The sequence below is a fragment of the Streptomyces sp. HUAS YS2 genome (genome assembly GCF_033343995.1).
Taxonomy (GTDB): Bacteria; Actinomycetota; Actinomycetes; order Streptomycetales; family Streptomycetaceae; genus Streptomyces; species Streptomyces solicathayae.
In genome coordinates, this window is sequence record NZ_CP137573.1 from 4,107,137 (window position 1) to 4,120,886 (window position 13,750).

At 72.4% G+C, this 13,750-nt stretch carries 13 protein-coding genes and 1 tRNA gene; 5 read left to right on the plus strand and 9 right to left on the minus strand.

Annotated features, from left to right (window positions below; translation table 11 throughout):
- Positions 1–15 precede the first annotated feature (15 nt).
- From R2D22_RS18845 to R2D22_RS18860, 4 genes are all read right to left on the minus strand, one after another.
- Positions 16–468 (minus strand): copper chaperone PCu(A)C, encoded by a 453-nt coding sequence (locus R2D22_RS18845; RefSeq protein WP_318105072.1) that lies wholly within the window; start codon positions 466–468, stop codon positions 16–18.
- On the minus strand, positions 465–1,169 hold the full coding sequence (locus tag R2D22_RS18850) for an SCO family protein (RefSeq protein WP_318105073.1): 705 nt from the start codon (positions 1,167–1,169) through the stop codon (positions 465–467). The genes R2D22_RS18845 and R2D22_RS18850 overlap by 4 nt, the downstream gene beginning before the upstream one ends.
- Positions 1,170–1,228: 59 nt before the next feature.
- The gene (locus tag R2D22_RS18855; RefSeq protein ID WP_318105074.1) at positions 1,229–1,996 is read right to left on the minus strand and encodes a YcnI family copper-binding membrane protein; all 768 of its coding nucleotides are present in this window, start codon (positions 1,994–1,996) and stop codon (positions 1,229–1,231) included.
- 108 nt (positions 1,997–2,104) lie between these two features.
- On the minus strand, positions 2,105–2,944 hold the full coding sequence (locus R2D22_RS18860; RefSeq protein ID WP_318105075.1) for a hypothetical protein: 840 nt from the start codon (positions 2,942–2,944) through the stop codon (positions 2,105–2,107).
- A gap of 240 nt (positions 2,945–3,184) precedes the next feature.
- Here R2D22_RS18860 and R2D22_RS18865 point away from each other — a divergent pair, with 240 nt between their 5' ends.
- Positions 3,185–3,625, plus strand: coding sequence for an ATP-binding protein (locus R2D22_RS18865; RefSeq protein WP_318105076.1), 441 nt, complete (start codon positions 3,185–3,187; stop codon positions 3,623–3,625).
- Positions 3,626–3,721: 96 nt separating this feature from the next.
- Here the strand turns inward: R2D22_RS18865 and R2D22_RS18870 are convergent, their stop codons facing one another.
- Together R2D22_RS18870 and R2D22_RS18875 are read right to left on the minus strand one after the other, a co-directional pair.
- Positions 3,722–5,179: an aminopeptidase P family protein gene (locus R2D22_RS18870; protein WP_318105077.1), complete on the minus strand. Its 1,458-nt coding sequence runs from the start codon at positions 5,177–5,179 to the stop codon at positions 3,722–3,724.
- 140 nt (positions 5,180–5,319) lie between these two features.
- Entirely contained in the window at positions 5,320–6,867 is a 1,548-nt protein-coding gene (locus R2D22_RS18875) for a PP2C family protein-serine/threonine phosphatase (RefSeq protein WP_318105079.1), read from the minus strand.
- Between the two features lie 343 nt (positions 6,868–7,210).
- Here R2D22_RS18875 and R2D22_RS18880 point away from each other — a divergent pair, with 343 nt between their 5' ends.
- The gene (locus tag R2D22_RS18880; RefSeq protein ID WP_318105081.1) at positions 7,211–7,894 is read left to right on the plus strand and encodes a bifunctional DNA primase/polymerase; all 684 of its coding nucleotides are present in this window, start codon (positions 7,211–7,213) and stop codon (positions 7,892–7,894) included.
- Positions 7,895–8,054: 160 nt separating this feature from the next.
- Entirely contained in the window at positions 8,055–8,648 is a 594-nt protein-coding gene (locus tag R2D22_RS18885; protein ID WP_318105083.1) for a hypothetical protein, read from the plus strand.
- A 208-nt stretch (positions 8,649–8,856) separates the two neighbouring features.
- Here R2D22_RS18885 and R2D22_RS18890 read toward each other — a convergent pair whose 3' ends face one another.
- The 3 genes from R2D22_RS18890 to R2D22_RS18900 all read right to left on the minus strand — a co-directional run bounded on the left by R2D22_RS18890 (position 8,857) and on the right by R2D22_RS18900 (position 11,493).
- Positions 8,857–9,825, minus strand: a complete 969-nt coding sequence (locus tag R2D22_RS18890) for a DUF5926 family protein (protein ID WP_318105085.1) — start codon at positions 9,823–9,825, stop codon at positions 8,857–8,859.
- Between the two features lie 176 nt (positions 9,826–10,001).
- Entirely contained in the window at positions 10,002–10,601 is a 600-nt protein-coding gene (locus R2D22_RS18895; RefSeq protein WP_318105086.1) for an ATP-binding protein, read from the minus strand.
- An 85-nt stretch (positions 10,602–10,686) separates the two neighbouring features.
- Positions 10,687–11,493 carry a glycerophosphodiester phosphodiesterase gene (locus R2D22_RS18900; RefSeq protein ID WP_318105088.1) on the minus strand — a complete coding sequence of 269 codons (807 nt, stop codon included), beginning with the start codon at positions 11,491–11,493 and terminating at the stop codon, positions 10,687–10,689.
- Positions 11,494–11,695: 202 nt separating this feature from the next.
- On the opposite strand from R2D22_RS18900, the gene R2D22_RS18905 reads away from it, so the two are divergent.
- Positions 11,696–13,198 carry a S1C family serine protease gene (locus R2D22_RS18905; protein WP_318105090.1) on the plus strand — a complete coding sequence of 501 codons (1,503 nt, stop codon included), beginning with the start codon at positions 11,696–11,698 and terminating at the stop codon, positions 13,196–13,198.
- A 38-nt stretch (positions 13,199–13,236) separates the two neighbouring features.
- A tRNA-Ser gene (locus tag R2D22_RS18910) sits at positions 13,237–13,321 on the plus strand.
- Positions 13,322–13,750: the final 429 nt, after the last annotated feature.

Consider the following 13,750-nt stretch of genomic DNA (forward strand, 5'->3'; position numbering starts at 1 on the left):
TGTCCCTCAGCCAGCTCAGTGCTTCTGCGGGTTGTGGTTGGGCGCCTCGACGGGCACCTCGACCGTGATCGGGTCGGACTTCTCGAAGTGCAGCTCGATGCTGACCTTGTCGCCCTGGCGCGGCTTCTGCTTGAGGGCCATGAACATGATGTGGTTGCCGCCCCGTTCGAGGTTCAGCTCGCCGTTCGCGGGGATGTCGAAGGACTTCACCTGCTGCATCTTCTGGTTCTTGGTCTCGTGCATGGTCACGTCGTCCGACAGCGGGCTGGTGACGGAGGTGAGCTTGTCGGCGGTGCCGCCCGCGTTGGTGATGGTGAGGAATCCGCCGGCCATGTCCATCACGGGCTGGGGCATGTACGCACCGCTGACCTTGAGTTCGGGGGTGTCCCCGGAGGAGGAGCAGCCGGTCAGGGCCAGCGCGGTCGCGAGGGCGACGGCGGCGGAGAGGGAGGTGGTGCGGCGGTTCACGGGTTCTCCCCCTTGATGATCTTCGGGAGGTCCTCGGCGTACTGGTCGGCCGTGGTGTCCTCGCCGTACAGCACGTAGCCCTGGTCGGTCGTCGGCGAGAACGCGATGACCTGCGCGCCGTGCATGGAGACGACCTGGCCGTTCTCCTTCTTCGGCGGGTCGATGCCGATGCCGAGCTGGCGTGCGCCCGCCTGGATCGTCGCGAAGTCGCCGGTGAGCCCGGTGAAGGAGGCGTCTCCGGCCGCGGGCAGCCACTTGGCGAGTTCGGCGGAGGTGTCCCGCTCCGGGTCGGTGGTGACGAAGACGACCTGGAGCTTGTCCTGGTCGGCCTTGGGGAGCTTCTTCTTGGCGATGGCGATGTTGCTCATCGTCAGCGGGCAGACGTCAGGGCAGTGCGTGTAGCCGAAGTAGATCAGCGTCGGCCTGCCCTTGGTCATGGCCTTGAAGTCGTACGGCTTGCCCTTGGTGTCGGTGAGGACGAGGTCGGGCTTGGCGAACGGCCGGTCGAGGACGGTCGCGGCCTTGGCGCTGTCGGCGGTGCCGGAGACCTCGGCGACGGAGCTGCCGGCCTGCGGGTCGTCACCGCCGCCGCACGCGCTGAGGGTGAGGGCGGCCGCCGCCGTGAGGGCGGCGGCGGCCAGCGCGGTGCGGCGCCGGCGGCGGACCGGGCGCGCGGAAGCGGCTCGGTGGTGCTGGTTCATGTACGGGTTCTCTTTCGGATGGCGCGGCGAGAGGACCGCTCGTCAGGCGGTGCGGCGGTTCAGGCGGTCGGGCGGCGGCGGCCGGCCAGGATGCCGAACGCCAGCCCCGCGAGGCCGACAAGGATGCCGACGACGCCGAGGACACGGGCGGTGTTGTCGGTGGAGCCGACGGCCTCGGCGTGCTCGGAGGCGCCCGCCTTCTCGTCGTGCCCGGCGGCCTTGTCGTCGCTCTTGGCGCCGGTGCCGGTGCCGTGGTGGTCCTCGGTGGCGGCCGACAGCTTCAGGACCGGCGCGGGGTTCTGCGGCTCGGCCGCGCCCTCCTTCGGCTCCTCGATCCAGCGGACGACCTCGTTGTTGTCGTACGTCTGGAGGGCCTTGAGGACGAGCTGGTCGGTGTCCTCGGGCAGCTGCCCCAGGGAGAGCGGGAACTGCTGGAACTGGCCGGGGCCGATCTTCGCGTCGCCGGAGGCGGTCCAGGTGACCTTGGTGACGGCCTCGGTGATCTTCTTGCCGTGCATCTCCAGCGGCTTGGCGAGCTTGGCCTTGGTGACGACCGGCGTCCAGCCGGGCACGGGCTGCGGCATCACGGAGGCGAGCGGGTGGTCGGCCGGGAAGTTGACCTCGACCTTGACCGTGGACGCGTTGTCGCGCTCGTTCGGCACCTTGACGTTGACCGTCGCGTACCCGCCCTTGGCGGCCTCGCCCTGCGGCTGCACGCTGACGTGCGCGAAGGCGGTGCCGGAGAGCAGCACGGCGGAGGAGAGGGCGAGGCCACCGGCCACGGCGGCGCGGGCGACGTTCACGGAGACGGTCGACGAAAGCTTCATGGGTTCAGACACTCCAGGTTCGGCAGAAGGTGAGAGGTCCGGCGCGCGGGCGGCGGGCAGCCGGCCGCGCGCGGACGCCGCGGTCCCACTCCCGTCGAGTGGACCGCGTCAGGCCGCGAGAACGCAGAGGCCGGCCGGCGGGCCGCGCCGGATCACGCTGTGCTGGAGTGCTTCGGCCGCCGGTGGCGGCGAGGAGTCGCCGGCGGTGCGCGCGGGGCGGCGCGGACCGGTCGCGGGCAGCCCGGGAAGGCCGGCGAGGAGGGACCGTACGAGGGTGAGCGCGGCGCGCAGGGCGCGGACGAACGCCGCCTCGGCGAGCCCGGTCGCCCCCTCGGCGGAGAGCCGGACGAGCCGGCCGAGGGCCAGGTCGCCGCGGCGCAGCAGCCAGCCGGTGGCCAGGGCGGCGAGCAGGTGGCCGAGCAGCATCGGCAGGTTCGGAACGAGTTCGGCGCCGAACTGCGCACCGGCACCGCCCGTCGCGCCGGACCCGTGGTGCACGGGCGCCGCCACCCCGCCCGCCGTCACACGCGCCGGGTCGATACCGGCGGCGGTGACGATGCGGGCCGCGTCGGCGGGGGTGAGCGCCGCGGCGGCCCCGGCCCCGCAGACGAGCCGGGCCGCCACGCGGATCAGGGCCGCGTCGGCCTCCGGTCCCACGGCGAGCCGCTGCTGCAGGATCTGGCCGACCCCGAAGAGGGTGTGCAGGGAGAGCTGGCCGACGGCGAGCGCGCCCACGACCGCGGGCAGTGAGCGCTCCCGGCCGGCGAACGGCAGGATGAGTACGAAGACGCCGACGAGTCCGGCGGCGATCGTCCACAGGGCGATGCCCTCGCAGGCCGCCAGCGCGTGCCCCAGTGCGGACAGCACGACGCAGACCGCGGTGAACACCGCGGCCCTCAGGAACCGCGGGGCGGCTCCGGCGCGTGCGGCCGGTGTGGGGGCAGACATGGCGGGGCTCATCATTCCACCCGCCTCCCCCCGTTCTCACGGCAGGTCCGGAAGATCACGCTTTGCGGCCCGGGACGCGGGACGTGCCGGACGTACGGCCGGGCGTCCACCCGGACATACACGGCCCGCGGAGGTGTGTGTATCCGCCGAATGAGCGCTCTCACATCACCGAGGGGCTTACGAAGGGTGCCGAGGGGCAATACGTAGGGGTATGTCGAGCCGCAGCCAGGAGGCTGGAGCATGAGCATCTGGTGGTCACTCCATCTGCGGCGCGAGGCTGCGAGCGTTCCGCTCGCCCGGCGTCTTCTGCTCGGCACGATGGAGACGGCGGGCGTCGACCCCGACGTCTCGTACGAGCTGTCGGTCGCGCTGAGCGAGGCCTGCGCCAACGCGGTGGAGCACGGCGGGGACGCCGAGGCGTCGGAGGAGTACCGCGTGACGGCGTACCTCGACGGCGAGACCTGTCGCATCGAGGTGGCCGACGCGGGCCCGGGCTTCGCCCGCAGCGCCGCCGGCCGGCCGGTCGCGGCGGCGGACGCCGAGCACGGCCGCGGCCTGCGGCTGATCGAGGAGCTCGCCGACCACGTCTACTTCGGCAACGGATCGGTCAGGGGCGGCGCGGTCGTCAGCTTCGACAAGATCGTCAAATGGCGCCCGGACGCCCCGCTGGCGCTCGCCTAGCGAAGAACCCGCCGGCGCTCGCCCGGCGAAGAGGCAGCACGACGACGAGCCCCCGCCGACCGAAGTCGGCGGGGGCTCGTGCCCGTACGAGAAGGGTCAGCCCTTCAGGCCGGCCATCCACGCCTCGACCTCGTCGGAGCGGCGCGGCAGCGCGTCGGACAGGTTCCGGTTGCCGTCCTCCGTGACGAGGATGTCGTCCTCGATGCGGACGCCGATGCCCCGGTACTCCTCCGGCACGGTCAGGTCGTCGGCCTGGAAGTACAGCCCCGGCTCGACGGTCAGGCACATGCCCGGCTCCAGCGTGGTGTCGACGTACGCCTCGGTGCGCGCGGCGGCGCAGTCGTGGACGTCCATGCCGAGCATGTGGCCGGTGCCGTGCAGGGTCCAGCGGCGCTGGAGACCGAGCTCCAGGACGCGCTCGGCCGGGCCCTCGACGAGGCCCCACTCGACGAGCTTCTCGGCGAGCACGCGCTGCGCGGCGTCGTGGAAGTCGCGGTAGGCGGCGCCCGGCTTCACCGCGGCGATGCCGGCCTCCTGCGCCTCGTACACGGCGTCGTAGATCTTCCGCTGGATGTCCGTGTACCGGCCGTTGATCGGCAGGGTGCGGGTGACGTCGGCGGTGTAGAGCTCGGTGGTCTCCACGCCGGCGTCGAGCAGCAGCAGGTCGCCGGAGCGGACCGCGCCGTCGTTGCGGACCCAGTGCAGGGTGCAGGCGTGCGGGCCGGCGGCGCAGATGGAGCCGTAGCCGACGTCGTTGCCCTCGACGCGGGCGCGCAGGAAGAAGGTGCCCTCGATGTAGCGCTCGCTGGTCGCCTCGGCCTTGTCCAGGACCTTGACGACGTCCTCGAAACCGCGGGCGGTGGAGTCGCAGGCCTTCTGCAGCTCGGCGACCTCGAAGGCGTCCTTGATCAGCCGCGCCTCGGAGAGGTACACGCGCAGCTCTTCGTCGCGCTCGGCGGTGACCTTGTCGGTCAGCGCGGCCTCGATGCCGGCGTCGTGGCCGCGGACGGCGCGGACGGAGCCGGTGGCGTCCTTGAGGGCCTGGGGCAGCTCGCGGACGTCCTTCGCCGGGATCCCGAGCAGCTGCTCGGCCTCGGCGAGGGAGTTGCGGCGGCCGACCCACAGCTCGCCCATGCCGTCCAGCCAGAACTCGCCGTTCTCGCGGTTCGAGCGCGGCAGCAGGTAGATCGTGGCCTCGTGGCCGTTCTTCACCGGCTCCAGGACGAGGACGCCGTCGTGCGTCTGGTCGCCGGTGAGGTAGGCGTACTCGGTGGAGGCGCGGAAGCTGTACTCGGTGTCGTTCGACCGGGTCTTCAGGTTGCCCGCGGGGATCACCAGGCGCTCGCCCGGGAAGCGCGCGGAGAGCGCGGCGCGGCGGTCGGCGGTGTGCGCGGCCTGGGCGATGGGCGCCAGGCCGGTGAGCTCCGTGTCGGCCCAGCCGGACTTCATGTTCTCGGCCAGCTCGTCGGAGACGCCCTGGTACAGGCCGTTCTTGCGCTGCTTGATCGGCTCCTCGGCCTCGTCCGGGGTCTCCGGAGTGAGCTCTTCGGCCACGGGTCTGCCTCCTTTTGGTACGACACTGAACCCCCACCATCGTACGGTCGTACGGAAGGGGGCCCAGGGCCGGAAGACCCATTACCGACGAGTCACGTGTACGTCACACCCACCGCGCGGCCGAACCGCAGCCGCCCGGCTCACTCGAAGCGGGCCGCCAGGAGCACCACGTCCTCGCCCTCCACCGGAGCGTCGAGCCCCTCGGGCAGCATCGTGCGCAGGATGTGGTCGGCGACGGCTCCCGGGTCGGGGCGGTCGGCCTTCGGCACGCTCGCGGCGGCCGCGTGCAGCCGTGCGAAGGCCCGGTCCATCGGTTCGCCGGTACGGCGGAGCAGCCCGTCGGTGTAGAGCAGCACCGTTTCTCCGGGCGCGGGCGACAGCTCCTCGCTCGGGGCCTCCCAGCAGGAGAGCATGCCCAGTGGCGCGGACAGCGAGGTCTCGACGAACTCGGTGCGCTGCTCGCCGATGATCAGCGGCGGGGTGTGCCCGGCGCCGGCCAGCACGATCTTGCGGAGCCCGGGTTCGGCGTACGCGAAGAGGGCGGTCGCCGTGCGGGCGGGTTCGGTGAGCCGCAGCAGCAGCTCCAGGTCGGACAGGACGGCGACCGGGTCCTCGCCCTCCATCACCGCGTACGCCCGCAGGGAGGCGCGCAGCCGCCCCATCGCGGCAAGCGCGCTGGGCCCGCTGCCGGAGACGGAGCCGACGGCGAGACCGAGCGCGCCCTCGGGCAGCGGCAGCGCGTCGTACCAGTCGCCGCCGCCGCGGGGGTGGCTGCGGTGGCGCGCGGCGAGCTGGACGCCGGGAACCCGGGGGAGGCGGCTGGGCAGCAGTTCCTCGGCGACGGTGGCGACCTGGACGCGGGCCCGCCGCAGTTCGACGAGGCGGGCGAGGTGCTCGGTGGCGTACCGGACGTACAGGCCGATGAGGTGGCGCTGCCGTTCGACGGGTTCCGCGGGCTCGTCGTACAGCCAGACGACCGCGCCGAGCCGGCCCGCAGCGAGCGGCCCCGTGGTCGCGGCGCCCGCGGACGCGCCGTCGCCGGTGTCCTCCGGGGACAGGGGCAGCGCGTAGCTGGCGGCGTAGCCGAGGCGGGCGGCGACCTCGCGGTGGCGCGGGTCGAGCTCGGCCTCGCCGAGCAGGTCGGGGTGGGCGCCGGGGTCCGGCAGGCCGTCGAGGATGCGGCCGTACGAGGTGGCGCTGCGCGGCACGGTCTCGATGTGTCCGAGGTCGGCGTGGGCGAGGCCGAGGCCGACGGTGGTGGCGGGGCCGAGACCGTCGGCGGGTTCGAGGACGACCATGCCGCGGCGGGCGCCGACGAGGGCGGATCCGGCGCGCAGCAGTTCGGCGAGCGCGTCGTCGAGGGTGCTGGTCCTGACCAGGCGTTCGATGAGTTCGTGCAGGGTGGTGAGGTCGGAGACCCAGCCGGCCAGCCGGTCCTGGATCAGCGCGCCGGGTGGGGCCGGGGCCGCGGGCACGCCGGGGAGGGAAGCCGCGGTGGAGGCCGCAGTGTGCGCGGGGCCGGGGACACTGGAATCGATTCCGGCCACTTTCGGCAGGTGAGGGGCGCTCATGGCCGTCGGCTTTCCGACGGGTGTGTCTCGCTCATCAGCATCGCAAACCCCCATGTCAATCTGCGGCGCCAGCAATGCATCCACATGTACACGCACTCGGCGAGGGATGTCCAGCATTGTCCACGCGGGACTTGTGGTGTCCGTGGGGCCGTGCACAGGGTGTTGTGCTCGAGTCGAACTTGGCTGAAAATTACCCCCACTGCGCACCTTTTGCGGTCGACTGACGTCGTTTGAAAGAGCGTTGAGTCGATGCCGTGTCGGGTACGTACACGGTGATGGCCCTTACCGCCGCAGGCGACAGTGGGCGCAGAGGATGCGCCGCCTCGCCACGCGTCAGATGAACGACGAGCCCGACTCGGCCCCGATTTCCAGGGGCGGCGAAGCGCTGATACGCACAGTGAACGGTTCCGCACGTGGTGTGATGCGGACCTCGGCGTTCAACGGAAAGGAACGAGCGCTCATGCGCGAGATCCTCGGAAGGCGACGCAGGCTCCGGTTCCGGCGCACGAGGAGGACCGAGCAGCTCGACGCGGCGCTCACCTGCGCCACCGAGTGGCAGTGGCCGGTTCTCCCCGGTGTGGGGCTGAAAGCGGCCGGAAGCCGTGGCGACCGCGGGCGCGGCTGCGCCTGCCCCGACCCCGAGTGCGTCGTCCCCGGCGCACACCCCTTCGATCCCGGGCTCCTCGCAGCCACCACGGACGCGCGCATGGTGCGCTGGTGGTGGACCAACCGCCCGGACGCCCCCGTCGTGATGGCCACCGGCGGGCGCGCCCCGTGCGCGGTGAGCCTGCCCGCGGTCGCGGGCGCGCGGGCGCTGAGCGTGCTGGACGGCTGGGGCATGCGTCTCGGGCCGGTGGTGGCGACGCCGACGCGGTTCGCGCTGCTGGTCGCCCCGTACGGGATGGAGCAGCTCGGGGAGCTCCTCTACACGAAGGACTCGGTGCCCAGCTCGCTGCGCTTCCACGGCGAGGGCGGCTACCTGGTCCTGCCGCCGTCGGTCGCCGGGACCGGGCAGGTGCGCTGGGAGCGGGCCCCGCTGGCCGGCTCCGCGCGGCCCTGGCTGCCGGACGTCGAGGCGGTCGTGGACGCGCTGGTCGACGCGAGCGCCGCCGCGCCGGGCGGCGGCAGCCGGCTGGCGTACTGACACCACCCCACGCCCCGCCGCGCGGTCGGCGTACGGGTCCGTCACCCGTACGGGTGTGAGCGGGGCCGAGTTGTACGGGAATCGGGCGTGCGGCGGGACGGAGGCGTGCCACCCGTCGATATCGTCGGGACGGCATCTTCGCGACGGCACAGGTGGGGCCATGAATCTGCGCGTGATCGGGCTCGGGGCCGCCGTCGTGTGCGCGGTGCTCGTGCCGCTGGCGGCGTTCGCCGGACCGGCCGGAGGGCCCGCCGGGACTGTCCCCGCCGGGGACGGCAAGGGCGGCAGGGCCGTGCCGGGCGGGCTGCTGTCCGTGGTCGGGGCCCCGGAGCGGGCCCCCGGCGGCGTACCGGAGAAGGGTGCTCTCTCCGCCGTACCGACCGCGGTGCCCGCGCCGGGCGGGCGGTCGTCCGCCTGCGGTCCCGAACTCAGCTCCCCCGACGGCATCGAGGCGCAGACCTGCGTCCTGACGGAGAACGGCGAGACCTGGGGGCGCACGTACTACCGCAACGCCTCCGGCCTGGAGCTCACGGCCGTCCTCACCCTGATGGCCCCCGGCGGGCGGACCGTGCAGACCTATTGCGAGGTTTCGGCGGAGGACGAGCCGGGCGCCTGTGAAACGCCGCGGGAACGTTCGCGCGCGTCGGTTTCGAAGTACAGCGCGGTGGCGGAGTTCGCCGGTGCGGGCGAGGGTGGCAGCACGCCACTGTTGTTGCGGTCGGGAAGCAACGCGCCTGCGGCCGAAGGAAGTTGACGCCCGGAACACATGCGGGCACGAGAACGCCCGGTCGCTGGCGACGGGGGATGCACCAGCGACCGGGCTTCCTGAACCGTAACAAGAGATCTGCCGTTCGCAAATTCGATCTCTGTAATTCAGTCAGGTTATTCATCGGGGGAGGGCGGCGAGTTGTGGCGGAGGTCACCGACTGGTCGGTCTGTCAGTCACCGTCGCCGCCCGGACATCAGCTGAGCGTGACCTGACGGTTCGTGAGGCCGCCGCGGGCGCGGCGCTGCTCGGGAGTGAGCGGAGCGTCCACGGCCAGCGCCGCGGTCAGCCGCTCGGCGAACTCGGCCGCCGGCTTCTCGCACTCCTCCGCGGTCATTCCGCTGGGCAGGTCCCACACCGGCACCATCAGGCCGTGCGCCCGGAACGAGCCGACCAGACGGGTGCCTTCGCCGAGCGAGGTGCCGTTGTCGGCGTGCAGCCTGGCCAGCGCGTCGAGCAGCTTCTCCTCGGCGTGCGGCATGACCCAGCGCAGGTGGTTCTTCACCGGCGTCTCGCACCAGTACGCGGCGTCGACACCGGTCAGTCGCACGGTCGGGATCGCGGCGGCGTTGGCGCGCTCCAGCGAGGCGGTGACCTCGGCGGAGGCGTTCTCGCCGGAATCCGGAACCCAGAATTCGAATCCCTCGTGCACGTCCGGCGCAAAATCGACGTCCGCGTCGAGCAGATCCTGGAGCCGCGGGCCCTCGGCCGGCACGCGCCGGGCGGGAACCGGGTTGCCGGGCTCGGTCTCCAGCGCGCGCTGGAGGGTGTCGGCGAGGTCGCGGGCGAGGTCGCCGGAGGAGGACTCGTTCTGCAGCGCGAGGAGGACGGAGCCGTCGTCGCGGCGCAGCGCCGGCCACGCCATCGGCAGCACGGTCGCCAGCGTCACGGAGGGCACGCCCTCCGGCAGTCCGCCCTTCAGGGCGAGCGGCGCGGTGGCGGCGGGCACCAGCTCGCGCAGGGCGACCCAGTCGCACTCGCCGTTCAGGCCCTCGAAGGGGCGCTGGACGAGCTCGGTCTCGGCGTGTGCGGCGGCCCGGCCGTGACACGCCTTGTAGCGGCGACCCGAACCGCACGGGCAGGGCTCGCGGGCCCCGACGACCGGAATCTCTCCGTCGGTCAGCTGCGGCTTGACGGCCTTCGTCTGGGGGCGCTTCTTGGCCATGGTGTGGCTTTCTCCCGATAGCGGCGGTGCGTTCTCCGCGGCGAGCCTAGCCGCCCGGCCCGCGCGAGGTGCGCGGTACGGGACCGGGAACGCCATCGGGCGGGTCGAAGGGACTTCGTACCGGAGCGGAGAGGGGGGGTGGTCCCCCGGGCTCTCGGTGTCCCGGCCCCCCCGGCTCAGTCCAGGTCCTCGTACGCGTCGAGGAGTTCGAAGCCCGGGCCGGCGACGCTGGCCGCGAAGTCCTCGCGCCGGTGGCCCACCGAGACGAGCACCCAGACCGTCACCTCGCCGGACGCGCTGTCCCGTACGCCCCAGTCCTGGGAGAGGGCGCTGATGATGTTCAGCCCGCGGCCGCCGCGTGCGGTGACCGAGGGCGTCGAAGGAACCGGCCGGGTCGGACCACCGCCGTCCGTCACCTCGACCGTCAGCCCGCCCGCCGGATCAATGCGCCACGCCGCCCGTACGTCGCCGTCGCCCACCTCGGCCCGGCCCAGCGGTCTGCCGTGCCGGCAGGCATTGCTGAGCAGCTCGGAAAGGATCAGTACCGCGTCGTCGACGACCGATTCGGACACCCCGCTGCGGTGCAACTGCTCCCGCATCCGGTGCCGTGCTTCCCCCACGCCCGCAGGGCCATGGGGCACGGCCATGCTCGACGACGTGGGCACCTCCTGTGCCACCACCAACGCCACCCCCGAGACCTCCTTCACCCCACGCCACGGTGTGAATGCCCCAATGGCCGGAACCGGAAACCGGCCAGTACGCCTCCGGTGACGCACTCGTGACGCTCGAATACGTTCCGAACGCGCCGGTGCACTCCCTGTAAGGGCTGTGACGGGTGGGACACCGGTGGCGGGGAGGTTGTCAGAGGCGGCCCAGGTGGGACAGCACCTGCTTCGGCCGGTTCGTGATGATCGCCTCGACGCCGAGCCGGGCGCACAGTTCGATGTCCTCGGCATCGTCGACGGTCCACACGTGCACCTGGTGGCCGGCCTGCTGGAGCCGCAGGACGACGGTGGGGTGGTGGCGCACGATGCGGATGGACGGGCCGGCGATACGGGTGGTCCCGGGCAGCCGGCCGTCCTTGAGCCGCGGGGTGACGAACTGTGTGAGATAGACGGTCGGGAGGGTCGGTGCGGCCGCCTCGATGCGTTGCAGGGAGCGGGCCGAGAAGCTCATGACCCGGACGGGCGAGGCGTCCGGCGCCGGATCGGCGAGGTCGAACCGGCGCAGCAGCTGGAGCAGCCGGTCCTCCACCTGGCCCGCCCAACGGGTGGGGTGCTTGGTCTCGATGGCCAGCTCGATGTGGCGGCCGGCGTCGGCGACGAGCTCGAGGAGCCGTTCGAGGGTGAGGACGGAGGTGTACTCGCGGTCTCCCCAGTCGGGGCTCTCGGTGGCGTCCTCGCGCCCCTTCCACGTACCGAAGTCGAGCGCGGCGAGGTCGGCGAGCTCCAGGGCGGAGACGGCGCCGCGGCCGTTGGAGGTGCGGTCGACGCGGCGGTCGTGCACGCACACGAGGTGGCCGTCGGCGGTGAGCCGGACATCGCACTCGAGGGCGTCGGCGCCGTCCTCGATGGCCTTCATGTACGCGGCAAGGGTGTGTTCGGGGGCGTCCTCGGAGGCGCCGCGGTGGGCGACGACCTGGATGGTGTGCTGCCGTGCGTGGGTCACTGCGTCATGGTGCCATTGGCGGCGGGGCGGACCCGCGGAAAGGTGGCGGCAGGTGGCCGGTCCAGGGCCCCTCGGGTGTCCGTTCTGTCGGAGATAAAGAATGCTGGGCGAACGCACAGGTCCCGCTTACAGTGGCCTGACGGCCGGTGGGAAAAGCTGACCACGGACAGATGACCTGCGCAGTGATACCGAGGAGAGAGCTGTGAGCACCGAGAACGAGGGCGCCGAGGTTCCGGCGGACCAGAGTGCCCCGTCCGCACCTCCCGCACCTCCCGTTCCGCCCGCACCGGTCGAGTCTGCTCCGACGGCGGCGGTGCCGGCGGACCGGCCAGAGCACTCCCCCCGGCCCGAGCCGGCCACGGCACCGCTGCCCCCGACCCCTCCGGCGCCGACCGAGGCCCCGGCCGCGGCGCACGCCCAGGAACCGGCGCACGCCCAGCCCCCGGCCCCGGCGCAGGCTCCGGCCCAGGCCGGCGGTTGGCCGCCGCCTCCCCCGGCCCAGCCCGCGTACGCCCAGGCCGGCGGCGGTGGCGGACCGGCCTGGGGCGCGCCGCCCGAGGCCGCGCCCGGGCCGCAGGCACCGCGCAGGCGGACCGGCGGACTGGTCGCGGCGGTCCTCGCGGCGGCGCTCGTCGCGGGCGGCGTCGGCGGCGGCATCGGCTACTGGGCGGCGCAGAGCGGCGACGAGACCGTCGGCTCCACGACCGTCTCGTCCGGCACCTCCCCCGCCGACTTCAAGCGGGCGCCGGGCACGGTCGCGGCGGTGGCGAACAAGGCGCTGCCGAGCGTCGTCACCATCCAGGCGAAGTCCGGCGGCGCGGACGGCGAGGGCGGCACGGGCACCGGCTTCGTCTACGACAAGGAAGGCCACATCCTCACCAACAACCACGTGGTCGCCTCCGCGGCGGACGGCGGCACCCTCTCGGCGACCTTCTCCGACGGCAAGACGTACGACGCCGAGGTGGTCGGCCGGGCACAGGGCTACGACGTGGCGGTGCTGAAGCTCAAGAACGCGCCGTCCGGCCTCGTCCCGCTGCCGCTGGGCAACTCCGACAAGGTCGCCGTCGGCGACTCGACGATCGCGATCGGCGCGCCGTTCGGCCTGTCGAACACGGTCACCACGGGCATCATCAGCGCGAAGAACCGGCCGGTGGCCTCCGGCGACGGCTCCGGCGGGAGCAACTCGTACATGAGCGCGCTGCAGACGGACGCGTCGATCAACCCGGGCAACTCCGGCGGCCCGCTGCTCGACGCGAGCGGCGCGGTGATCGGCATCAACTCGGCGATCCAGTCGGCCGGCAGCGGCATGGGCCAGTCCCAGGCCGGCTCGATCGGCCTCGGCTTCGCGATCCCGATCAACCAGGCGAAGAACGTCGCGGAGCAGCTGATCAAGAGCGGCGATCCGGTGTACCCGGTGATCGGCGCGATGGTGAACATGACGGACAAGGGCGAGGGCGCCACCATCTCCCAGCAGGGCGCGGGCGGCACCCCGGCGGTCACCGCGGACGGCCCGGCGGCGAAGGCGGGCCTGAAGGCGGGCGACGTGATCACCGAGTTCGGCGGCAAGCAGATCGACAGCGGCCCGACGCTGATCTCCGAGATCTGGACCCACCAGCCGGGCGACCAGGTCAAGCTCACCTACGAACGCGACGGCAAGCCCACCACCGTCACGATCACCCTCGGCAAGCGCACGGGCGACAACTGACGGGCTAGGCTGTCCCCCACGCCCCGAACAGGGGCGAGGGTGGGTTGCCCGAGCGGCCTAAGGGAACGGTCTTGAAAACCGTCGTGGCGCAAGTCACCGTGGGTTCAAATCCCACACCCACCGCACCGTGAAGCGGCCCCTGACCAGGATGAACGGTCAGGGGCCGTTCTCATTCTTGATGCCCGCCCATCACCGTGGTTCCCCGACGGTTCCCGTTGGATCGGGCACGGGAGGGGCACGGTTCCCTCCACGGTCCGATGGTTGCGCATCGCGGACGCGCCCTTCGGTGGCCGGCTCAGGTCCGAGGGGCTACCGCGCTGGTCGCTCTCGCCGAGCTGGTTCGTGATGGGAGTCGGGCGTTCAGCTGGCGGTGTTTCCGCAGGCAGGGCGTTTGTTCGAGCGGCGTGGAATCCATCCTTTCATAGCTCCTTTCGGGCCCATGGGTCTTCGATTCAAAGGTGACTTCCTGCTCTGCAGAGGTAAAGCCAGGAACACACTTCAACTCCCTGTTTAAACGTTGCCACCCACGATGGCGTTCAGATGTGGTATGGT

Excerpts from the sequence above, each read along its gene's own strand:
- R2D22_RS18850 (WP_318105073.1), bottom strand. The coding sequence starts at position 1,169 with ATGAACCAGCACCACCGAGCCGCTTCCGCGCGCCCGGTCCGCCGCCGG.
- R2D22_RS18855 (WP_318105074.1), bottom strand. The coding sequence starts at position 1,996 with ATGAAGCTTTCGTCGACCGTCTCCGTGAACGTCGCCCGCGCCGCCGTG.
- R2D22_RS18860 (WP_318105075.1), bottom strand. The coding sequence starts at position 2,944 with ATGTCTGCCCCCACACCGGCCGCACGCGCCGGAGCCGCCCCGCGGTTC.
- R2D22_RS18865 (WP_318105076.1), top strand. The coding sequence starts at position 3,185 with ATGAGCATCTGGTGGTCACTCCATCTGCGGCGCGAGGCTGCGAGCGTT.
- R2D22_RS18875 (WP_318105079.1), bottom strand. The coding sequence starts at position 6,867 with ATGCTGGACATCCCTCGCCGAGTGCGTGTACATGTGGATGCATTGCTG.
- R2D22_RS18880 (WP_318105081.1), top strand. The coding sequence starts at position 7,211 with ATGCGCGAGATCCTCGGAAGGCGACGCAGGCTCCGGTTCCGGCGCACG.
- R2D22_RS18885 (WP_318105083.1), top strand. The coding sequence starts at position 8,055 with ATGAATCTGCGCGTGATCGGGCTCGGGGCCGCCGTCGTGTGCGCGGTG.
- R2D22_RS18890 (WP_318105085.1), bottom strand. The coding sequence starts at position 9,825 with ATGGCCAAGAAGCGCCCCCAGACGAAGGCCGTCAAGCCGCAGCTGACC.